At 27.8% G+C, this 22,207-nt stretch carries 25 protein-coding genes; 16 read left to right on the top strand and 9 right to left on the bottom strand.

What is annotated here, in order from left to right; all coding sequences use genetic code 11:
• The first annotated feature begins 228 nt into the window (after nucleotides 1-228).
• The 6 genes from CP960_RS05785 to argH all read left to right on the top strand — a co-directional run bounded on the left by CP960_RS05785 (nucleotide 229) and on the right by argH (nucleotide 5,878).
• Nucleotides 229-1,425, top strand: a complete 1,197-nt coding sequence (locus CP960_RS05785) for a NifS family cysteine desulfurase (RefSeq protein WP_101184468.1) — start codon at nucleotides 229-231, stop codon at nucleotides 1,423-1,425.
• Between the two features lie 26 nt (nucleotides 1,426-1,451).
• Nucleotides 1,452-2,432 (top strand): iron-sulfur cluster assembly scaffold protein, encoded by a 981-nt coding sequence (locus CP960_RS05780; protein WP_101184467.1) that lies wholly within the window; start codon nucleotides 1,452-1,454, stop codon nucleotides 2,430-2,432.
• Nucleotides 2,433-2,531: 99 nt separating this feature from the next.
• On the top strand, nucleotides 2,532-2,975 hold the full coding sequence (locus tag CP960_RS05775) for a hemerythrin domain-containing protein (protein ID WP_101184466.1): 444 nt from the start codon (nucleotides 2,532-2,534) through the stop codon (nucleotides 2,973-2,975).
• A gap of 14 nt (nucleotides 2,976-2,989) precedes the next feature.
• Complete coding sequence (locus CP960_RS05770) at nucleotides 2,990-4,261, top strand: hypothetical protein (protein WP_101184465.1); 1,272 nt, start codon at nucleotides 2,990-2,992, stop codon at nucleotides 4,259-4,261.
• Between the two features lie 40 nt (nucleotides 4,262-4,301).
• Nucleotides 4,302-4,487, top strand: coding sequence for a hypothetical protein (locus tag CP960_RS05765; protein WP_101184464.1), 186 nt, complete (start codon nucleotides 4,302-4,304; stop codon nucleotides 4,485-4,487).
• Complete coding sequence (gene argH, locus CP960_RS05760) at nucleotides 4,487-5,878, top strand: argininosuccinate lyase (RefSeq protein ID WP_101184463.1); 1,392 nt, start codon at nucleotides 4,487-4,489, stop codon at nucleotides 5,876-5,878. Before CP960_RS05765 ends, argH begins: the two co-directional genes overlap by 1 nt.
• Nucleotides 5,879-5,914: 36 nt before the next feature.
• Here argH and CP960_RS05755 read toward each other — a convergent pair whose 3' ends face one another.
• On the bottom strand, nucleotides 5,915-6,823 hold the full coding sequence (locus tag CP960_RS05755; RefSeq protein ID WP_101184462.1) for a chemotaxis protein CheV: 909 nt from the start codon (nucleotides 6,821-6,823) through the stop codon (nucleotides 5,915-5,917).
• Nucleotides 6,824-6,897: 74 nt separating this feature from the next.
• Entirely contained in the window at nucleotides 6,898-7,542 is a 645-nt protein-coding gene (locus CP960_RS05750) for a tRNA threonylcarbamoyladenosine dehydratase (protein WP_101184461.1), read from the bottom strand.
• Nucleotides 7,543-7,602: 60 nt separating this feature from the next.
• On the opposite strand from CP960_RS05750, the gene greA reads away from it, so the two are divergent.
• The 5 genes from greA to uvrB are packed head-to-tail and all read left to right on the top strand — an operon-like array spanning nucleotide 7,603 to nucleotide 12,300.
• Nucleotides 7,603-8,088, top strand: a complete 486-nt coding sequence (gene greA, locus CP960_RS05745) for a transcription elongation factor GreA (RefSeq protein WP_101184460.1) — start codon at nucleotides 7,603-7,605, stop codon at nucleotides 8,086-8,088.
• Complete coding sequence (gene argC / locus CP960_RS05740) at nucleotides 8,088-9,092, top strand: N-acetyl-gamma-glutamyl-phosphate reductase (RefSeq protein WP_101184459.1); 1,005 nt, start codon at nucleotides 8,088-8,090, stop codon at nucleotides 9,090-9,092. Before greA ends, argC begins: the two co-directional genes overlap by 1 nt.
• The gene (locus CP960_RS05735; RefSeq protein WP_101184458.1) at nucleotides 9,082-9,780 is read left to right on the top strand and encodes a UDP-2,3-diacylglucosamine diphosphatase; all 699 of its coding nucleotides are present in this window, start codon (nucleotides 9,082-9,084) and stop codon (nucleotides 9,778-9,780) included. Before argC ends, CP960_RS05735 begins: the two co-directional genes overlap by 11 nt.
• A complete protein-coding gene (locus CP960_RS05730; RefSeq protein ID WP_101184457.1) occupies nucleotides 9,777-10,316 on the top strand; it encodes a hypothetical protein in 540 nt (179 codons plus the stop codon). Before CP960_RS05735 ends, CP960_RS05730 begins: the two co-directional genes overlap by 4 nt.
• A 10-nt stretch (nucleotides 10,317-10,326) precedes the next feature.
• Nucleotides 10,327-12,300 (top strand): excinuclease ABC subunit UvrB, encoded by a 1,974-nt coding sequence (gene uvrB, locus CP960_RS05725; protein WP_101184456.1) that lies wholly within the window; start codon nucleotides 10,327-10,329, stop codon nucleotides 12,298-12,300.
• Between the two features lie 4 nt (nucleotides 12,301-12,304).
• On the opposite strand, the gene CP960_RS05720 is transcribed toward uvrB, so the two are convergent.
• Nucleotides 12,305-14,467 carry a CHASE2 domain-containing protein gene (locus tag CP960_RS05720; protein ID WP_101184455.1) on the bottom strand — a complete coding sequence of 721 codons (2,163 nt, stop codon included), beginning with the start codon at nucleotides 14,465-14,467 and terminating at the stop codon, nucleotides 12,305-12,307.
• 60 nt (nucleotides 14,468-14,527) lie between these two features.
• Here CP960_RS05720 and CP960_RS05715 point away from each other — a divergent pair, with 60 nt between their 5' ends.
• From CP960_RS05715 to CP960_RS05700, 4 genes are all read left to right on the top strand, one after another.
• Nucleotides 14,528-14,947 (top strand): FecR domain-containing protein, encoded by a 420-nt coding sequence (locus CP960_RS05715; protein WP_162919063.1) that lies wholly within the window; start codon nucleotides 14,528-14,530, stop codon nucleotides 14,945-14,947.
• Nucleotides 14,944-15,387 (top strand): hypothetical protein, encoded by a 444-nt coding sequence (locus CP960_RS05710; protein ID WP_101184453.1) that lies wholly within the window; start codon nucleotides 14,944-14,946, stop codon nucleotides 15,385-15,387. The genes CP960_RS05715 and CP960_RS05710 overlap by 4 nt, the downstream gene beginning before the upstream one ends.
• The gene (nth, locus tag CP960_RS05705; protein WP_101184452.1) at nucleotides 15,388-16,032 is read left to right on the top strand and encodes an endonuclease III; all 645 of its coding nucleotides are present in this window, start codon (nucleotides 15,388-15,390) and stop codon (nucleotides 16,030-16,032) included.
• Between the two features lie 71 nt (nucleotides 16,033-16,103).
• Complete coding sequence (locus CP960_RS05700; protein WP_101184451.1) at nucleotides 16,104-16,385, top strand: hypothetical protein; 282 nt, start codon at nucleotides 16,104-16,106, stop codon at nucleotides 16,383-16,385.
• A 5-nt stretch (nucleotides 16,386-16,390) separates the two neighbouring features.
• Here CP960_RS05700 and CP960_RS05695 read toward each other — a convergent pair whose 3' ends face one another.
• The gene (locus CP960_RS05695) at nucleotides 16,391-16,600 is read right to left on the bottom strand and encodes a hypothetical protein (RefSeq protein WP_101184450.1); all 210 of its coding nucleotides are present in this window, start codon (nucleotides 16,598-16,600) and stop codon (nucleotides 16,391-16,393) included.
• A gap of 103 nt (nucleotides 16,601-16,703) precedes the next feature.
• On the opposite strand from CP960_RS05695, the gene CP960_RS05690 reads away from it, so the two are divergent.
• Complete coding sequence (locus CP960_RS05690) at nucleotides 16,704-18,677, top strand: TonB-dependent receptor (protein ID WP_101184449.1); 1,974 nt, start codon at nucleotides 16,704-16,706, stop codon at nucleotides 18,675-18,677.
• Between the two features lie 21 nt (nucleotides 18,678-18,698).
• Here CP960_RS05690 and CP960_RS05685 read toward each other — a convergent pair whose 3' ends face one another.
• The 5 genes from CP960_RS05685 to folD are packed head-to-tail and all read right to left on the bottom strand — an operon-like array spanning nucleotide 18,699 to nucleotide 22,171.
• A complete protein-coding gene (locus CP960_RS05685; RefSeq protein WP_101184448.1) occupies nucleotides 18,699-19,931 on the bottom strand; it encodes an HD domain-containing protein in 1,233 nt (410 codons plus the stop codon).
• On the bottom strand, nucleotides 19,928-20,050 hold the full coding sequence (locus tag CP960_RS14055; protein WP_265734450.1) for a hypothetical protein: 123 nt from the start codon (nucleotides 20,048-20,050) through the stop codon (nucleotides 19,928-19,930). The genes CP960_RS05685 and CP960_RS14055 overlap by 4 nt, the downstream gene beginning before the upstream one ends.
• A 16-nt stretch (nucleotides 20,051-20,066) precedes the next feature.
• A complete protein-coding gene (gene rpiB, locus CP960_RS05680; RefSeq protein WP_101184447.1) occupies nucleotides 20,067-20,522 on the bottom strand; it encodes a ribose 5-phosphate isomerase B in 456 nt (151 codons plus the stop codon).
• 1 nt (nucleotide 20,523) lies between these two features.
• Entirely contained in the window at nucleotides 20,524-21,309 is a 786-nt protein-coding gene (gene lepB / locus CP960_RS05675; RefSeq protein ID WP_101184446.1) for a signal peptidase I, read from the bottom strand.
• Complete coding sequence (folD, locus tag CP960_RS05670) at nucleotides 21,302-22,171, bottom strand: bifunctional methylenetetrahydrofolate dehydrogenase/methenyltetrahydrofolate cyclohydrolase FolD (protein ID WP_101184445.1); 870 nt, start codon at nucleotides 22,169-22,171, stop codon at nucleotides 21,302-21,304. The genes lepB and folD overlap by 8 nt, the downstream gene beginning before the upstream one ends.
• Nucleotides 22,172-22,207 lie beyond the last annotated feature (36 nt).

Below are 22,207 nucleotides of genomic sequence, written 5' to 3'. Positions count from 1 at the left end.
ATTTATTAGTAAAAACTCTATCAAGTTTAAATATTAGTTTATTCATTTATATTATAAAAGAGAATCTAAATCATAGAAAAGATAAAATATTGTTTTAAAAAATTTGTTACTTTTAGTAAATAACAAAGTTTAAGTTGTTTAATTAAGACAAATTTTATCCTATTTGCAATAGAATACGAAAAATTAAATGGTAATGTAAAAAAATTATCGACTAGGAAAAGAAATATGATGGAAGTTTATTTAGATAATAATGCTACAACTATGGTTGACCCAAAAGTTTTTGAGCAGATGAAACCATTTTTCTGTGAAACATATGGAAACCCAAACTCTTTACATAGATTTGGAGCAGGTACTCATCCAAAAATGATGGAGGCATTAGATTATTTATACAGTGGTATTAATGCAGATGATGAAGATGATATTATTATTACTTCAAATGCTACTGAAAGCATCAACACAGTTATAAAAGGTGTATGGGTTGATGAAATTTTAAATGGTAATAAAAATCACATTATTACTTCAGAAGTTGAGCATCCAGCTGTTACAGCAGCATGTAAATTTTTAGAATCTCAAGGTGTTAGTGTAACTTACTTACCTGTGAATGAAGCTGGAGTTTTAGAAGCACAAACAGTAAAACAGTTTATAAAAGAAGATACTGCTTTAGTTAGTATAATGTGGGCAAATAATGAAACTGGAAAACTTTTTCCTATTGAAGAAATAGGTCAAATCTGTAAAGAAGCAGGAGTATTGTTTCATTCAGATGCAACTCAAGCTATTGGTAAAGTTGAAGTTGATGTACAAAAAGCAAATGTAGATTTTATCTCTTTTTCAGCACATAAATTTCATGGACCAAAAGGTGTTGGTGGAACTTATATGAGAAATGGTGTAAAACTAACACCATTATTACATGGTGGTGAACAAATGGGTGGTAAAAGAGCAGGTACAGTTGATGTAGCTTCAATGGTTGGAATGGGTTATGCTATGCATTTAGCTACAACTCCAATGGCACTTGCTTATGAAGATAATCATGTAAGAAAATTAAGAGATAAATTAGAAGATGCAATTTTAGAACTACCTGAAACAGTTGTTATTGGTGGAAAAGAGAATAGAACTCCAAATACAACACTTATTTCTATTAGAGGTGTTGAAGGTGAATCTATGTTATGGGATTTAAATCAAAAAGGAATAGGTGCAAGTACAGGAAGTGCATGTGCATCTGAAGATTTAGAAGCAAATCCAGTAATGAATGCATTTGGTAGTGATAGTGAACTTGCACATACAGGAGTTAGATTTAGTTTAAGTAGATTTAATACAGAAGAGCAAATTGATTATGCAATTGAAGTTATAGTAAATGCTGTAAAAAGATTAAGAAATTTATCAAGTTCATATGCATACGCACCAGAAACACATAAATCTGGATTATAAAAAGAAGATTACAAAAGGAAAAATAAATGGCAAAAAATGATTTAGTTAGTGGATCTATTTGGGATGAATACTCAAATCAAGTTGTAAACAGAATGAATAATCCTCAACATCAAGGCGAGATTACAGAAGAAAGAGCAAAAGAGTTAAATGCAAAACTTATTATTGCTGATTTTGGTGCTGAATCATGTGGTGATGCAGTAAGACTTTATTGGGCAGTTGATGAAGCAACTGATAAGATTTTAGAATCAAAATTTAAATCTTTTGGTTGTGGTACAGCAATTGCATCAAGTGATGTTATGGCTGAGCTATGTGTTGGTAAAACAGTTGATGAAGCAGTTAAAATTACAAATATTGATGTTGAAAAAGCTTTAAGAGATAATCCAGATACACCAGCTGTTCCACCTCAAAAAATGCACTGTTCAGTTATGGCTTATGATGTTATTAAAAAAGCAGCATCACAGTATAAAGGTGTTGATATGGAATCTTTTGAAGAAGAAGAGATTGTATGTGAATGTGCAAGGGTTTCATTAGCAACTATTAAAGAAGTTATTAAAATAAATGACCTTAAAACAGTTGAAGAGATTACTGATTATACAAAAGCAGGAGCATTTTGTAAATCATGTATCAAACCAGGTGGACATGAAGAAAAAGATATTTATTTAGTAGATATTTTAAAAGATACTAGAGCTTTAATGGATGAAGAAAAATTAAAAACTGCAGCTGATGCAAGTGCAAGTGGTGAATTAACTTTTGATAAAATGACTTTAGTTCAAAGAATTAAAGCTATTGATACAGTATTAGATGAAGATATTAGACCAATGCTTGTTATGGATGGTGGTAATATGGAAATTATTGATATTAAAGAGAACTTACCTCATTATGATTTATATATTAGATATTTAGGAGCATGTTCTGGATGTGCATCTGGAAGTACAGGTACACTTTATGCTATTGAGTCTGTATTAAAACAAAAAATTGATGAGAACTTAAGAGTATTACCTATTTAATCTACAAATAAAAGAGACATTTGTCTCTTTTATTGATTATAATCAATCCAAATTTTCTCTTTTTTATGTAAACTTTCATAAAACATATAAGGGTTAATTATGGATGAAACAATAAAATCTTTTCTTACTCAAGACCATAGAAACTGTGATGAAGAGTTTGCAAATTTAGAAAATGTTGTAGCTTCAGGAGATTGGCAAAAAGCACAAGAAGCTTTTAATGAGTTTGAAAATGAATTACAAACTCATTTTGACATGGAAGAAAAAGTACTATTTCCTATATTTGAACAGAATACAGGTATGACTTGTGGCCCAACACAAGTTATGAGAATGGAACATTCACAAATGTCAAATGTACTCTCTCAAATGAGAGAAGATGTTGCAAAGCAAGATAAAAATCATTTTTTTGGTTTAAGTGAAAGCTTGATGATGCTTATGCAACAACATAATATGAAAGAAGAGCAGATGCTTTATGCAATGGCAGATGCTCATTTAGAAGAACAAAGAAGTTCAATTATAAAACAGATGAAAGAATTAAAAAAATAAAAAGAGTGTAATAGATGTTTAACCAAGGATTATCATTAGAACAAGCACCTCCGATTTCTGTACCATTTAGGTTTTTTTTAACTGCACCTATATTTGCAATATTAATTGGTGTAATGTTTTTAGTTTACCCAGCAGAAGTGATTACAAATAGGTACTCAAATGAAGCAATTGCAATGGTTCATATGTTTACTTTGGGTGTTTTATCTATGATAATTTTTGGAGCTATGCAACAAATGATGCCCGTATTAGCAGGTGCACCAATAAAAAGAGCTAAACTCTTTGCATCTGTTGTGCATAGTTTTTTAACACTTGGAACTATTTTTTTTGTTTTAAAGTTTTTATATAATAAAGAAGAGTTTTTAATTGCTGCAATAGCCTGTCTATGTATATCTTTCCTTACTTTTTTTATTACAGCAATTAAACTTCTTTTTAAAGTTAAGTATGTAACTTCAACAGTAAATGTTATGAAACTTTTTGCAATTACTGGAGTTTTAACTACATTGTTAGGTTTACATTTAGCAATAGCACATTTAACAGGTAATATTACTTCAACGCACTACTCTTTTGTAAATATTCACATATTACTTGGAATATTTGGATTTGCAGCATTATTGATTATTGGTGTGTCATTTCAAGTTATACCTATGTTTTATGTGGCTTTAGACTTTCCTAAATCAGTACAAAATAGACTTCCCATATCTATTTTTGTACTTATTCTTTCTTATTTTGCCTTTGCATTTTTAAATCTTGATTTTTATATATATAAAGTATTATTTGCAATATTTTTTGTAATTTATGCTTTTCATGGTTTAAACTCTCTTAATAATAGAAGAAGACCTGTAAGTGATGTTACTTTGTGGTACTGGAAGGTATCTTTATATTCACTTGTAATAGCTATGTTAAATTGGCTTTTTGTTCCTCAAGATTCATCTTATTTATTAACTATTTTATTTGCTTTTGGTTTTTTATTCTCTTTACTTCAAGGAATGATATATAAAATTATTCCATTTTTATGTTGGTTTCATTTGACATCAAAAGGTTATTTTGATATTCCAACCATAAAAGAAGTAATAAATGAAGACCTGATAAAAATACATTTTTATATCTATATGCTTTCATATATATTCTTTTTACTTTATGGATTTTTTAATGAAATATTTGTTGATATAGCTGCAACACTATTTATCTTATCAAATATATTATTTTTAATTAATTGCATACTTGGAATGAAAAAGTATGCAAGCATTTCAAAAAAAGAGCCTTTGCAAACTTTCGTACAATCATAGTTATGTTATAATATTCCTAAAATCTAATGAAGGGGATATTATGACTGCACAAGATAAAGAGTTAGAACAACTACATGATACTATTGTTTCAGATGTAAATTCACTTGTTGATAAGTATATGTCAATTGTAGGTTGGGATGTACCTGAAAATGATGAAGATGAAGCAAAAATAAAAATACTAGCAATCATAAAAGATACCATTAAAAAAATTGAGGAAGAGAATTGATGTCAAATGATAATGAACAGATTTTAAAAAATACAAATGCACAAATATTAGATGAGTTTAATGCTTCTGTAATGTTTGATAAAGAGTTATATGCACAAGATATTAAAGGTTCAATGGCACATAGCCAAATGCTTTTTGAGCAAGGTATTTTATCAAAAGAGGATAAAGAAGCTATTCATAAAGGACTTTTACAAGTAAAAGAAGAGATAGAAAATGGTGACTTTGAGTTTAAAATAGAGCATGAAGATATTCATATGGCAGTTGAGAGTAGATTAACTGAAATTATAGGTGATGCGGGAAAAAGACTTCACACTGCAAGAAGTAGAAATGACCAAGTTGTTACTGATTTTAGGTTATATGTTCAAGAAAAAACATTAAGTATTAAAGAGCAATTAAAAACTTTAATACAAACATTTGTTGATGTTGCTTCAAAACATACAACTACTTTAATTCCTGGTATGACACATTTACAACATGCACAACCAATAAATTTTGGTTACCATATGCTTGCATATGCTAATATGTTTAAAAGAGATTATGAAAGATTTGAAAGCTCATATACTAGAAATAACTATTCACCTTTAGGAAGTGCAGCTTTAGCAGGAACTCCTCATAATATTAATCGAGAAAGTACTAGTAAACAACTTGGATTTGATTCTCCTACACTTCATGCAATGGATAGTGTAAGTGATAGAGATTTTGCACTTGAAATTTTATTTAATATAAGTACAGCAATGATGCACATTAGTAGAATTTCTGAAGAGTTAGTTACTTGGTCATCTTATGAGTTTCAATTTGTAAGAATGAGTGATGAATATGCTACTACATCATCAATAATGCCTCAAAAAAAGAATCCAGATGTTCCTGAGTTATTAAGAGGAAAAACTGGAAGAGTGTATGGGAACTTAGTTTCTCTTTTTACTGTAATGAAAGCCTTACCACTTGCTTACAATAAAGATACTCAAGAAGATAAAGAGGGTGTTTTTGATTCAGTAAAAACTATTGAAATTTCTCTTTCGATTTTAAATGAAGTAATTAAAACAATGATTGTTAATGAACAAAACATGCAAAATGCTTGTAAAGTAGGTCATTTAAGTGCAACTGACTTAGCTGATTATTTAGTTCAAAAACAAAATATGCCTTTTAGAACAGCATACTATATAACAAAAGATGTTGTTGCTACTGCAAATAGATTAAATAAAGATATTAGCGAATTAACAATTGAAGAGATTAGAGAATCTAATAGTCAAATTGACACGATTGATGAAGAGATTTTAATGCATCTTGATTTAAAGGCTTCTATGAATGCAAGAACTTCTTTTGGTGGTACTTCAACACAACAAACACAAGAACAAATTGAGATTTTTAAAGATTGGCTAACAAATAAATAAAATTAGTTTGATGAGCTAAAAGCTCATCTAACTAAATTAATTTAGTAAGAATTTTTTAGTAGCTTCATATAGAGCTTGAACATCAGTTTTACCGATAAATCCATCAACTCCAATATTATTCATTTTATTTTTAACTGCATCTGTTGTCATAGATGAGTTTACTACTACAGGAATATGGCTATGCGAACTATTCTCTTTTAAAAATGCAGCAACTTGAAAACCATCTGCTTCTGGCATCTCAATATCTGTAATTACAAGACCAATTTTATTTGCGTCTAGCTCTTCAAGTCTTTGAAGAAGTAATGCTCCATTGTTATAAATTTCATAATTTAGTTTTGCTTTTTGGAAGAACTTTCTTAGTACTTCTCTTGCAACTCCTGAGTCTTCTGCTGCAAGAACTAACTTTTCAGAGTTTAAAGGTGTATCAACATATTTGTTTACGGCATCTTCTCCGTCATCTGTCCAACCAATATCTTTTAATAATTGTTCAGCATTAAATACAGTACATAACTCATCTTTTTCATGAACTCTAACATAAGTTGTGTATGTGATTTTTGAGTTTGTTTCTTCTGTATGTCTTAACTCATCAGTAGTTTTTTCAACAATATCTAGCATATCTTTTATCAAAAAACCTACTTTTTTGTGGTTAAATTCACAATAGATAATAAGTTTATATTCATCCATTGTCATTTTTTGTTGACCTAGCCACGCGTCTAAATTTACTAAAGTAACTGGTTCTCCTCTAATAGTAGCAATACCTGCAATGATATTTGAATCACTTGGTGTATCGTTGATAGTTACTTCTTCTTTAATAACAAAAGCTTTAACTTTTGCAATATTAATTGCATAAATATTGTTATGACTAGTGTAAAAAACGGCTAACTGTTGAACATTTCTTCTGTGACCTTGCGTCATTTGTTCAACGCTACTATTAATATCGCTCATACTATTCCCTTTTTATGTGATGCTTAAATTATATAGCTTTTTTTCTTATAATCAACTTTCTTTTAAAAAGTTATTTATTTCCTATTTAGCAACTTCTTTACTGTTACAGAAGCCATCATTAGGCCAAATGAACCTGTAACACCTTCAAAGCTACCTTTTTCTATGCATTTTGGCTCTTCTGAAGAGAAAATTACTTTAAATTTTTTCTTAAAGCCTTGTGCTTTTAACTCTGTTCTAATTTTTCTAATAAATGGATCATTATAAGTTTTCCAAATAGATAAATACTCAATTTTACTTGGGTCAATTCTTTTAGCTCCACCACTTGTACTAATTACCTTAGTATAGTATTTTTTTATTAGATGAACTTTTGGAGTTACATCATCAATGGCATCTAAAATATAATCAAATTGTGAAAAATCAAAATTATCAATCCACTCTTTTGTAATCTTAACATGAATTGGTGTCACTTTTGGATATTTTTGTGCTAAAGCTTCAACTTTTACTCTACCTATGTTACCTTCACTACCCATTTGTCTATTTAAGTTTGATTCTTCATATATATCAAAATCTACAATTGTTATATCAGTTATACCTGTTCTATAAAGTGCATCAAGGGCAAAACTTCCTACTCCTCCTACTCCTAAAAGGATAATTTTTGCATTTTTAAATTTATTAAAATTTTCTTCACCAAAAAGTTTTTTTGTTCTATCATATCTCATATAATCTACTCTTTTAAAAATTTTAGATATTATATCATAAATTAATTTATGGAGTTGTTGATGGAAAAAGAACCAATGACAAGAGCTGGATATGAAAAAATTACTGGAAATCTAGACTTTTTAAAAACAAAAGAAAGACCTGAAACAGTTATTGCATTAGATGAAGCAAGACAATTAGGGGATTTAAAAGAGAATGCTGAGTATCATGCTGCAAAGGATAAGTTAAAGCTTATTGATTCTCAAATAGCAGAATTAAGCAATATAATTAGTAAAGCCGTAATTATTGATCCTTCAACACTACCACATGATAAAGTTAGTTTCGGTTCAACTGTTAGTTTAGTAGATGTTGACACAGAAAAAGAGTATACTTATACAATCGTTGGTGGAATTGAATCAGATGCAGAAAAAGGGCTTATCTCATTTAACTCTCCTTTAGCAAAACAGTTAATGGGGAAAGAAGAAGGGGATGAATTACAAGCATCACTTCCTGCTGGATTGACTACGTTTGAAGTATTAGAGGTTTATTATAAGGAGATAGAAGTATAATGAATGCAGCAATTATTGGAGCAAGTGGTTATACTGGTTTAGAGTTAATAAAAATATTAATAAATCATCCAAAATTTAATATATCATATATTGCTAATTCAACTGGTAATATAAATGTTCAAGAGTTACATCCAAGTTTAAAAGGTCTTCTTGATATGCCTGTTGAAGTAGCTAATCCTAAAGAAGTAGGAAAAGTTGCAGATATAGCTTTTTTAGCATTACCACATAAAACATCAATGTCTTTTGCAAAAGAGCTATTAAAAGAGGGTGTTAAAGTTGTTGATTTAAGTGCTGATTATAGATTAGAGCTTGAAACATATGAAAAGCACTATTGTGAGCATGAAGATAAGCAAAATATAAATGATGCAGTTTATGGTTTACCTGAGTATTATAAAGAGAAATTAAAAGAGGCTATTTTAGTTGCAAATCCAGGGTGTTATCCAACAGCTTCACTTTTAGCTTTATTGCCATTTATTGATTATATTGATGAAAATAGTCCAATATTTATAGATGCTAAATCAGGAGTAACAGGCGCAGGAAAGAAATTAAATGAGATAACTCAATTTGGGCATATAAACGAAAATACACATGCTTATAACCCTTTTAAACATAGACATATGCCAGAGATTCAAGAAAAAATTAAACTATTAAAACAAAAAGAGTTTAGTGTAAATTTTGTTCCTCATTTAATTCCTGTTACAAGAGGAATGTTAGTATCAGTTTATGCAACATTAAAAAATGAAGTTGATGTAAATGATATTTTAGCTCAAACATATAAAAATAGTGAATTTGTTAGAGTTAGAGATAATGCTGTTGATATAAAATCAACAGCAGGAACAAACTTTTGTGATATTTTTGTAGCAAGAAATGGTAAAGCACTTTTTATTAATTCTTCAATTGATAATTTGTTAAGAGGGGCATCTTCTCAAGCTGTTGTAAATGCAAATATTATGTGTGGCTTTGAAGAAGGTGAGGGTATACCAAAAATAGCATATGCACCTTAATATACAAGATGGTGCAATCTTTGTAGCAGATTCGCACTACAATGAAACAAACCAAGAGTTCTTAATCTTTTTAGAGAAATTAAAATCTGAAAAGATTAAGACAAAACAACTTTTTTTGATGGGAGATATGTTTGATTTTATCTCATCGGAAAGTACTTATTTTGTAAAAAGAAATCAAAAGCTTATTGATATAATAAACGAACTCTCATTTAAGATGCAAATAGTATATTTAGAAGGTAATCATGACTATAATATGAAGCCACTTTTTAAAAATATATATGTTGTAAAAAGAGAAGACCAAGCAATTTTTATGAAATATAAAAATAAAAAACTTGCCCTTTCCCATGGAGATAACTTTACTCCAATTTTATATAATATATATTGTAAGATTATTAGAAATCATATGTTATTAAAATTTTTAAACTCTATTGATTATAATAATTTTATCTCTAAAAAGATATATTATACTTTAATGAAAAAAAATATTTGTCATAATTTTAATGCTTTTGAACACTTAGCTAAAAAAAGAGTATCTTTTTTTGAAGCTGATATAATAATAGAAGGACATTTTCATCAAGGTAAAGAGTATATTTTTGATGAAAAAAGATATGTTAATATACCTTCATTATGTTGTAGTAAAGAGTATACAGTTTTAAATGATAATAAGTTTGAGAAAGTAAAATTATGAAAATAGAGTTTATACTTTTTTTAGCAATTGTATTTTTTTGTTTGGTTCCTTTTTTGTTTTTTTCAAAAAGAAGAGCTAAAATGACAGTAGAAGAGTTAAAAAAAGTAGAACCAAAAATAAAAGAACATATAAATATTAGTAGTTTAAAGTTACCTTCAAAAATTGAAAAACTTGATTTAGCTAAAAATAGTGAAATTGTAAGAAAAATTTATCACACTTTTGAAATACTAAATATAAAAGATTTAAATGAAAATCAGTTAGATAAAAAAGAGTGGCATAGTTGGCAAATATCTATGTTACTTAATCTTTATAAAAATAATAGGGATTTTTTTATTCCAAATAAGAAAGAGATTTTTCATAAAACTATTTTAAATCTTGATAATAAATCACTTGATAGTTTTATTCAAACAATTTTATTAAAGTATAAAGCTAATGTTGATATAAAGGCTTCAAAAGACCTTCTTAGTGAAGATACAATTTGGACAAATAAAGATATATCAATACTTTTTTATTTTTTAACAACTTACAAACAATAAAGGATAAATCATCGCAGAGTTTAAAGTAGTAAGTGAATATGAACCAGCAGGTGACCAACCACAAGCAATAAAAGCCTTAAGTGATTCAATAATTAAAGGTGAAAAATATAATACTTTATTAGGTGTAACAGGAAGTGGTAAAACATATACAATGGCTAAAGTTATTGAAAAAGTTCAAAAACCAACTTTGATAATGACACACAATAAAACTTTAGCAGCACAGTTATATTCTGAATTTAAAGCATTTTTTCCAAATAATCATGTTGAGTATTTTATCTCATACTATGATTACTATCAACCAGAAGCATATATTCCAAGAACTGACCTTTTTATAGAAAAGGACTCCTCTATAAATGAAGAGTTAGAAAGGTTAAGATTAAGTGCTACTGCATCACTTCTATCTTTTGATGATGTTATTGTAATAGCTTCTGTTTCTGCAAATTATGGTTTAGGTAACCCTGAAGAGTATAAAGCTATGGTTCAAAGAGTAGAAGTTGGTTTTGAATACTCACAAAAAGAGTTTTTATTAAAACTAGTAGAGATGGGTTACAAAAGAAATGATAAATTTTTTGATAGGGCTGATTTTAGAGTAAATGGAGATGTTATAGATATTTTTCCAGCTTATTATGAAGATGAGTTTATAAGAGTTGAGTTTTTTGCAGATGAAGTTGAGTCAATAACTAAACATGAATATTTAACAAATACAAAAATTAAATCCTTAGATGAAATAATTATTTATTCAGTTAATCCTTTTGTTGTTTCAAATGATAAATTAGCAGTTGCAGTAAAACAAATTGAAGAAGAACTAGAACAAAGATTAGAGTTTTTTAAAAAAGAGGATAAATTAGTAGAGTATCAAAGATTAAAACAAAGAGTAGAGTTTGATTTGGAGATGATAGAAAGTACAGGAATGTGTAAAGGAATTGAAAACTATGCACGACATCTTACTGGACAAAAACCTGGTGAAACTCCTTACTCTTTAATGAATTATTTTGAACAAATGCAAGAAAATTTTTTATTAATTGTTGATGAGTCTCATGTGTCATTACCCCAATTTAGAGGTATGTATGCAGCAGATAGAAGTAGAAAAGAGGTTTTAGTTGAGTATGGATTTAGACTTCCAAGTGCACTTGATAATAGGCCTTTAAAGTTTGATGAATTTATCAATAAAGCACCACACTTTTTATTTGTAAGTGCTACTCCAAATGAACTTGAAGTTGAAAAAAGTTCAGTTGTTGCCGAACAAATAATTAGACCAACAGGTTTACTTGACCCTGTAATTGAGATAATGGATAGTGAATATCAAGTTGAAAAACTATATGATGAGATTAAAAAAGTAACAAAAAGAAATGAAAGAGTTTTAGTTACTGTTTTAACTAAAAAAATGGCAGAAGAGTTAACCTCTTATTATTCTGATTTAGGAATAAAAGTAAAATATATGCATAGTGATATTGATGCTATTGAAAGAAACCAAATTATTAGAGAGTTAAGATTAGGAGAGTTTGATGTACTTGTTGGAATTAATCTCTTAAGAGAGGGACTTGATATTCCTGAAACTTCCCTTGTAGCTATTCTTGATGCTGATAAAGAAGGTTTTTTAAGAAGTAGAACTTCTCTTATCCAAACTATGGGTAGAGGTGCAAGAAATGAGAATGGAAGAGTAATTTTATTTGCAAAAAGAGTTACTGATTCTATGCAGTATGCAATAGATGAAACAAATAGAAGAAGAGAGATACAAAAAGAGTATAATAAAAAGCATAATATTACTCCAAAATCAACAAAAAGAAAACTTGATGAAAATCTAAAACTTGAAGAGTATGATGATTTAGCTTGGAAAAAACAGAAACTAGAAAAAATGCCAGCAAGTGAAAAGAAAAAACTTTTAGTTGAATTAAATAAGAAAATGAAAAAAGCTGCAAGTGATTTAAATTTTGAAGAGGCTATTAGATTAAGAGATGAGATTGATAAAATAAAAAAACTATAAAAAGTTATTTTGAAATAAGTTTTTTATTAATGATTGTAACAGGTGAAAAAGAGTACCCTTCTAAGCACTTAGTACATCTATTAATATGAAATTCAATTGAGTTGCTATTTAGTTTATTATCTTTATTTTGTAAACTTTTAAAAATATCTAAAGCTTTAACAAACTCTTTTTTATAGTAAAATTTTAAGGCTTCTTCAAAAAGTTGTATCTCTTTTTGCTCTTCTATTGAGGGTTTACCTTCTTTAAATACTTCATATATATTAAAAGAAGATTTTACATTATTATCAATACAAATTGTATCCAAAAATCTTAAGGTATAATCTTTTTTTAAAGCTATTTTTACACTTTGTGAGATAATACATGAGGTTTTATATATTTTACAAGCTTGTTCTAAAATTGAAGCTTTATTTACTTCACTTCCAATTGCTGTGTAATCATTTCTATCATCTGCTCCCATCTCTCCTACATAAGCTTTGCCACTGTTTATCCCAATTCTTATATCAATTTTTGGAAGAGATTTTTTTTCATATATTTTATTTAATTTTTTTAATACTTTAAGTTGCTCTAGTGCTGAACATAAAGCTAAATCTTGATGATTATTGGTACTTGAAGGAGCATTCCAATAAGCCATGATAGAATCTCCTATAAATTTATCAACTGTACCTTTATTTTTCATAATAATTTTTGTCATAGGGTTCATATATTCATTTAGATATTTTGTAAGTTTTTCAGGGTCAAGGATTTGATTTGTTATTTTTGAAAAACCTACAATATCACTAAAAAATATTGTAATATCTTTTTGTTTTGTTCTTAAATAGTGATTATTATCATCTTTTAAAATATCACCCATTACGTCATTTGATACTTTTGCAGCAAACTTCTTTTTTAAAGTAATTAGCTCTTTTCTATTTTTTGTAAAAATAATTGCTGTTGAACATATATATGAACTTATAAGTGCAAGTATAATATATGAAATACTTATTATTATGCCTTGGAAATAGAAAAAATAACAAATAACAAAGGCTATAAAAAATGTAAGAATCAAACAAACAAATGATGTAATAAATAAGCTATTTAAAAATAGTGTTAAAAATAGAGATACGAAGATTATAAAGATTGTTGCACTAATAAAGTTTTCTTGCCAGTTTGCATCTATTAAAAAGTCACCATTTAAGATATTTTCAATTATTGTTGCATGAATTACAGTACTAGATAGTTTTTCATTTGTTATTGTTGTATTTAAATCAACTATACCAGATGCTGAACTTCCTAAAAGAACAATTTTATCTTTTAAAATAGTTTTATCATAATTTTTATTTAAAATATCAATAGCTTTAATTTTTACAAAACAATTTTTATTATAGTAACTTAGTTTTAAAGATGCTTGTTCATCGACTTTTATATCTAAATCTTTTAGTTTAATTTCATTGTATAAGTCTTTATTTTTTCTAAGCAAAACTTTTTTATTTTGTTTTACAACTCTAATAATTTCTAAGGCTAAGGATGGATATATTTCATTTTTATACTCTACAAGTAAAGGTGCTTTTTTTAGGACTTGCTTATTGTTAATTATATTTAAAAAACCACTTGAATATGAGCTGTTTTGAATAATTGGAATATTTAAGTTTATATCTTTTGCTTTTATTAGATTAATATCACTATTTTTTGATTTTATATACATTGCAGGAATATATGGTTTTTGTACATTTTGTAAATCAAATTTTGTATTTAAAAAGTGGTAACCTAAAACTACTGGTTTTGATGAGTTTTTTATTGAATTTGCGAATATCTTATCATAATTTGGAAGCTGTTTTTTTATATCTATGTTTAGGGTTTTTAAAACAGTTGAAGGAGAACTTCTATCTTCTTGAGAAAATACTATATCTATACCAATAGCTTTTATTTGATTTGTTTGAAGTTCATCTATTAGTTTTGCAAAAATATCTCTTTTCCATGGCCATTGAGTTGTTTGATTAATACTTTTATCATCAATATCTATGATTACAATATTTTTACTATTTGTATGGTTTTTATTTTTGTATTTTAATAAAAAACTCTCTATTTCATTATCAATTGCATCAAATAGTGCAGGTTTGCTTTGATATGTAAAGAATATAGAGCAAAAAACAGTAATAAAAATTAGTAGATATTTTATTAGACCCTTCATATGTTAAATGTTAGCTAAAAAATGTTAACATAATACTAAATAATAAATAAGGACTTCTTTTTGAGAATAGTATTTATAGCTCTATTTTTGGTATCTTTTTTATTTTCAAAAGATATTGGTATTGTTGAAAAAGTTGTAGTTGATGATACTGAAAATCAAGTTGCATTAGTGCAAAGGGGTGAAGAAGTACTTTTTATAACAAGTGCTGGTTTTAAAGTACAAAAAAAAGATATTATTAAAACTTTTAAAGCATCAAAATTAAAAATTAGATTTATAGATGATACTATTATTTATATAGGTCCTAAAACTACATTAGAAATTGCTCAATACTATTATGATAAACAAAATAAACAAAATAATAAAACAAACTTCAAAATAAAACAAGGTAGCTATAAGATTAAAACTGGAGATATTGAGAAACTAGCTCCTAAACAGTTTAAAATTGAGACACAATTTTCTACAATAGGAATTAGAGGATGAAAATAGTATTTTTACTTTTTAGTTTAAGTTTTATATTAAATGGTGCAATTATTGTTGGTAACCAAAAAAAAGTTGCAAGTTTAAGTTCAGACATTACAGTTACTTCTTCAAATATTACAAGAAACTTAAGCGTAGCACAAGTAGTTGAAATTAAACAAGATGGTAAGTTAAGTGAGGTTAGAATTCTAAAAAGAGGTGAGTTAAAAGATATTTTAAAACTTACTTCTACAACTGACCTTAGTAAAAAAATCAATATTAAAGTGGGAGTTTTTAATAAAAATGATGCTCTTGATACTTATAAAGGTTTATTAAACTACTTTAATAAAGAAGAGATTTTTATAACTAAATATGAACAAAACTATTTAATTAGATTAGAAGATATAAATTATGCATATGCAAAAAAAATCTTCCCTGAAATAAAAAAGTATTTAAGGAAATAGATGAAAAAGGCTACAAAAGCTGAGATTCAAATAATAAAAGAGGCTTTTCAAGAAAAATATAGTGGTGCAGTAACTGAGCTAAATTATAAAAATGATTATGAGTTATTAATAGCAATTATATTAAGTGCACAATGTACGGATAAAAGAGTTAATATCATAACACCTGCATTATTTGAAAAATATCCAGATGTATTTTCTTTAGCAGATGCAAAAATTGAAGAAGTAAAAGAGCTTTTAAAATCATGCTCTTTTTATAATAATAAAGCAAAGAATATTATAAAAATGGCGCAAAGTGTTATTTTGAATTATGATGGAGATATTCCTCATAATGAAAAAGAGTTAATAAAATTAGCAGGTGTTGGTAATAAAACAGCAAATGTTTTTATGATTGAATATGCAGGTGCAAACTTAATGGCTGTTGATACACATGTTTTTAGAGTATCTCATAGATTAGGCTTATCATATGAAAAAACAGTAGAAAAGACAGAAGCTGAATTAGTAAAAAAGTTAAAAGATGATTTGCATATTTTTCACCAAGCTATGGTTCTTTTTGGAAGATATACATGTAAAGCTATAAATCCAGATTGCAATAACTGTCTTTTCCCTCAAGTTTGTAAAACAACGAAATCTTTTAAACCTGCATAATTAGTTTATAAAATTTATATTGGTTTATCTTTTTGTTTGTTATTGTTTATAATAAATAAAAGGAGGCTAGTATGGCAAGAGAAACTGTAAAAGTAAAAGAGTTAAAAGTAGCTCACACTCAAAAAGGTTTAATAGAAGTATTTCATGTAGAAAAACCATATGGTGATGCTAGTTATCCAGTATTTAAAGTGCAAGTTACAAACGATTTAGGAGAAAAAAGTTCAATAGAACTTCCTTATGCAAATTTAAAAGAGTTAGTAAGTGCTATTGAAAAATCTAAAGATGTTTGTCATGAAATTCCACATAATTTTCCACATGATGAATTAGGTGCTGATTTTGGAGGAGGGCAGTAGTTTAACTACTTTGCGCTCTTCTTTAATTTTTGTTTGAATTGCTCTTTAGATAAATATTTATTTGTACCTAAACTAACTGGCTTAGAAACTTTTTCTAAAGTACTATTCTTTTCATCAATTTTGAGATTTTTTATTAATCCTACTTTTAAATTTTTAATAATTGTAATAACAGTATTTAAATTTTTATTATCTACTTCAAAAGATATTTTTGCCATTTAAACTCACTTTTTTTCTTTTATTATAGCAAAAAAAGATTTTACTATTTAACTTATAATTAACACAACAAAGTTAACATTTCCAAAAAATTAAAGGAAGAGAATGAGAAAAACATTGGCTCTGTCTTTATTTGCAATTTATGCTTTAAGTGCAAATGAAGAGATAAGTTTAGATTCTGTGGTTGTAACAGACACTTTAAAATCAAAAATAGTAAATGATATAAGTAATGAAAATCTAAAATCAGCAGATTTAGCACAAGCTTTAAGTGAAGTATCACCTTCAATATCTTTAGTAAGAAGAAGTGGCATTGCAAATGATATTATTGTTAGAGGGCAAAAAAAAGATAATATTAATATTTTACTTGATGATGCAAAAATTTATGGTGCCTGTCCTAATAGGATGGACCCTCCTACCTCTCATGTTTTATCAAATAATATACAAAGTGTTGAGGTAGTTGAAGGTCCATATGATGTTGAAAATTTTGGAACATTAAGTGCAAAAGTAAAAGTAAATACTAAAAAACCTAAAGAGGGATTTAATGCAGATGTAAATGTAAATTATGGAAGCTATGGATATAGTAAATATTCAGCAACACTTAGTGGAGGAACAAAAGATATAAAAGCACTTATTTCCGCTTCAACTGAAAGTAGTGAACAGTATGAAGATGGAGATGGTAATACTTTAGCCCAACAACTTGAAAAAAATAGTAAAGATGCTTCAAGAGTATATAGTGATAAATATAAAGATATGGATGCTTATGAAAAAAAGAGTTTTATGAGTAAATTGTATTTTAATTTGAATGACAAACAAGAAATTAATCTATCATATACTGCTAATAGAAGTGATGATATTTTGTATGCAAATACTGGTATGGATGCAATATATGATGACTCTGATATTTATAGTTTTAATTATATAGCAAATGATTTGTCAAAATTCTCTAAAAAACTAAAATTTAACACTTACTACTCTAAAGTAGACCATCCCATGGCTACAACATATAGAAAAAATGGTGCAATGGAAATGACTAATCATATGAAATCAAAAATAAAAGGTGCAAAACTTCAAAATGATATGAATTTTTACAAAGGTACTCTAACTTTAGGTTTAGATACGAGTAAAAGAACTTGGGAAGGAAAGTATAGTAATAAAAGCAATCCTTATTTAGCAGATAGTATCTCAAAGACAGATACAAAAAATAAAGCAGCTTTTATAAAATACAATAAAGATATTAATAGTTTAAATATTGAACTTGCTTCAAGATATGATAAAACAGATATAAAAACTGATGGAAATGAACAAGATAATGATTATAACTCTTTAAGTGCTTATTTATTAACGACTTACAAAGTAAATAATAGTTTAAACTTTTTTGCAGGTATTGGTAAATCTAGTAGAGTTCCTGATGCAAGAGAGTTGTATTTTAAAAAAAGTGGAAAACTAATTGGAACACCAAATTTAGATAAAACAACAAATTATGAAATTGATTTAGGATTTGAAAAAACTTTTACAAATTTTAAGATTAAAACAAAATTTTTCTATTCTACTTTGAAAAATTATATTGCTTTTAATGATTCAAAAACAATAAATAAGTTTGAAAATGTTGATGCTAAAATTTATGGTTTTGATGTAAGTGGATACTATTATGCTACAGATGAGATATATTTTGATTATGCAGTTGCATATCAAAGGGGTAAAAAAGATGAAGCCTTAGATGGACAAAGTGATACTGATTTAGCAGAAATTCCACCACTTAAAACAACATTAGCTTTTAATTATGAAGAGGGTAAAAATAGATTTAGAGCTGCATTAGTAGCTGCAAAGGCATGGAGTAATTATGATGAAGATAATGCAGAGCAGAGATTAGCTGGATATGGTATATTAAATTTAAAATATGAGAATAGTTATATAAATAATACTGTGGTTACTTTAGGAGTTGATAATGTATTTGATAAAACATATGCAACAAGTAATACATATAAAGATTTAACTTTACTTTCATCAACTAGTGATGAGGTTATGCTATTAAATGAGCCAGGAAGATATGTATATGTAAATATAAAATATAGTTTTTAAACTAAAAGAGGATTTCCTCTTTTAGTCAAAATCAAAAGTAGTTTGAGTTTGCCCAGTACTTCCAAACTCTTCATCTATTTGTTTTGCAAGCTCTTTAAAATCTATATCATGTACAGTTTTTAAACCTTTAAAAATATGTTTTTTCCCACTTTGTAACTCTTTTGACTTTATTCCATGTGAAATTGATAAACTAGCTTCAATAAAAGCAGAAAGCTTATCACACTGTTTTAAAGCTTTTCCATCAATAGGATTATATTTGTCAAGATTATAATCATTAATATTTTCTACTATGTCTATTTTATTGTTGTGTTTTATTTTATCTAAGAATTCATCTTTTTTCTTATCTTCATATAATCCTAAAAGATATGAAAACTCTTCTTTTAAACTATCAGGTATAAATGGAAGAATATCATCTTCTATTTTTATTATTTCATATTCAGCAATAATATCAGATAACTCATCAACACTATATTTTACAGGAGAGATTATATCTCTTGTTAATGCTTCTGGTAAGTCATGAAATAAAGCAGTATAAAAGTTATTTTGCAATCTTTTGTCACAAGCATCAATATCCTTTGAATAAAAGTATGCAAATAGTGCAACAGTTAGCATATGACCTAAAACAGAAGTTTCTGGAATTCGTGGAGTTTGAGCCCATCTTTTTTGAAATCTTAATCTTCCACTTAAATCAATAATTCTTGAAAGTTTTTTATTTAAAGCAATTTTTCTAACACCAATTAGTTCATAATAATCTTCAATTTCATCTTCAACACTTCTTTTTACATTTTCAATATCTGTTAAGAATTTTGAAGTTTGATATACGATTGAGAATTCCCATTTTGTTGCAAGATATGAAGCGGCTTTTAAAATAAATCTCTCTTTCTTATACATATTTGAATCATATAAATACTCTTCAAATTTTTTTAAAAATCTTCCATTTTGTATTGGTTCTAGTGAGTCTTTTAATTTTTCAATCACCCAAGAGTTTATCTCTTTTGATTTTCTTTGAATAGCTTTTCTAAAAACATCAGGTCTTATATCTGTTACTACAATTCTTCTTAAAAATTCAAAAATACCTGCTTCTATAAGATGTGTAAAGTTTACATCATCTTCAAGTTTTGCAATAAAAAAAGCGATGATAAATTTGTGTGCTTGTTTGTCAAGTTCTACTAACTCAACCATTCTTGGATAATCATTCCATCTTTGTATAGATGCAGAAGAGAAGATATAATCTATGATTTTTGGATTTATCATTTCTTATCCTTTTTTGAAGACTTATCCTCTTGTTTTGGAAAGAACATCATCTTTTTACCTAAAAGCATTAAAGCAACTACACTTAAAACAACAACATAGGCAAACCAAGGTTCATGCATGACGTCTTTCCTTTTTTTATACTCTACAGCTTCCCATTTTGCCTAAAGCATTTATTTTTTCAACTCTATTTTCATGTCTTCCACCTTCAAAAGAGGCATTTAGCCATGAATCTACAATAGCTTCAATCATCCCATATCCACTAACTCTTTCACCTAAACAAATTACATTAGCATCATTATGTTCTCTAGCCATTTTTGCTGAGTATTCATTATGACATAAAGCAGCTCTAATACCATCAAATTTGTTTGCAGCCATTGACATTCCTATTCCTGAGCCACAGATTAAAATACCAAAGCTATTTTCATTTTTAAGTACATTTTCACATACTTTTGCTGCAAAATCTGGATAGTCAACTCTATCTTTTGAGTAAGGACCTAAATCTTCAACTTCATGACCCTTACTCTCAAATAACTCTTTAACATACTTTTTAATATCAATTCCAGCGTGGTCTGCTGCTATGAAATATTTCATTTTAATAAATCCCCTCTTTATGATTTATATCTAGCTCTTTTCCTTTTAAATCCTCTTCTAAAGATTCAACTGTTCTAAAAACTCTGTCCCATCTGATTTTTTTATCTTTATCCCAAGAGAAGTAAATAAACCATGGTTTACCAACAATATGCTTATATTTTACAGTTCCCCAAAATCTTGAGTCATTAGAGTGGTCTCTATTATCACCCATCATAAAATATTCACCCTCAGGAACTTTAATAGGAAGCATATTAAATAGTTGTGAAGGAGCTAAGCCTGTATTTTGTACTGCTGGGTCATTGTGTATACCAGGATGCTCTTTTTGATAAGGATTTATAACCCAAAGTTTGCCATCAACATTTAAGATTTGTTCTTCTTTATAATGTTTTTTAACGTATTCATTTCCTTCTTTTGGGTGCAAAATAAGATTTTTATTTTGTATAAGAACTAAATCTCCTCCCGTGGCTACTAATCTTTTTACATAGTGTATTGTATCATTTTTAGGGTATCTAAAAACTACAATATCTCCACGCTTTGGTTTATCCCCTTCAATCAAATGCCCATTATCATTAAAATCTGGTAAAACAGGTACTTCAATCCAAGGAATTCTTGGAACAGGAATTCCATAAGAGAATTTTTTTACAAAAAGCATATCTCCAATAAGTAAAGTATTTTTCATACTACCACTTGGTATCACAAAAGCTTGCGCAATAAAAAATATAATACCTAAAACAATTATTACTGTACCAGTCCAAGAACTAGCCCAGTTGTAAGCTTTTTTAATCATTTAGTTTTCTTTCTCTCTCTTCTCTTAGTTTTGCAGCTTTAATAGTATTTACTAAAAGCATAGCAATAGTCATAGGTCCAACACCACCTGGAACAGGAGAAATATAAGAACATTTTTTTGATACATTCTCAAAATCAACATCCCCTACAAGTTTCCCATTTTCTAATCTGTTTATACCAATATCAACTACGATTGCACCTTCTTTTACCATATCTTCAGTTATTAGATTTACTTTTCCAACTCCAACACAGATTATATCTGCATTTTTAGTATGTTCTTTTAAATTTTTTGTATAGATGTGGCATGTTGTAACTGTTGCATTTGCATTTAATAAAAGCGTACTCATAGGCTTTCCAACAATATTACTTGCTCCTACTACACATACATTTTTTCCTTCTGGATTAATGTCATACTCTTTTAATAATTGCATTACACCATATGGTGTTGCTGGAACAAATGATTCAAGTCCTAAAGTCATTCTTCCTGTATTATATGCATGGAAACCATCTACATCTTTTTCAGGAGCGATTGCTTCTAAAATCGCAGTTGTATCTACATGTTTTGGAAGTGGTAACTGAACTAAAATACCATCAATATTTGGATTTTTATTCATCATGGCTAGAATTTCTAAGATTTTATCTTGTGAGATAGTCTCTGGCATTTCATGAACTATTGAATAAATTCCAGCTTGTTTACAAGCTTTACTTTTCATATTTACATATGCTGCACTAGCAGGGTCTGCTCCTACTAAAACTACTGCAAGACCTGGTGTTATACCTTTTTTCATTTGAAGATCTTGAACTTCTGATTTTACTTCTTCTTTTATTTTATTAGATAATGCTTTTCCGTCAAGTATTGTCATGGGAATTAAACCTTATATATGTTTTAATTTTAGGTT

This window comes from Malaciobacter halophilus (genome assembly GCF_002837275.1).
In the GTDB taxonomy this organism is placed as follows: Bacteria; Campylobacterota; Campylobacteria; order Campylobacterales; family Arcobacteraceae; genus Malaciobacter; species Malaciobacter halophilus.
Note: the sequence above shows the minus strand (reverse complement) of the source record. Positions and strands in the feature narration are given on the sequence as shown.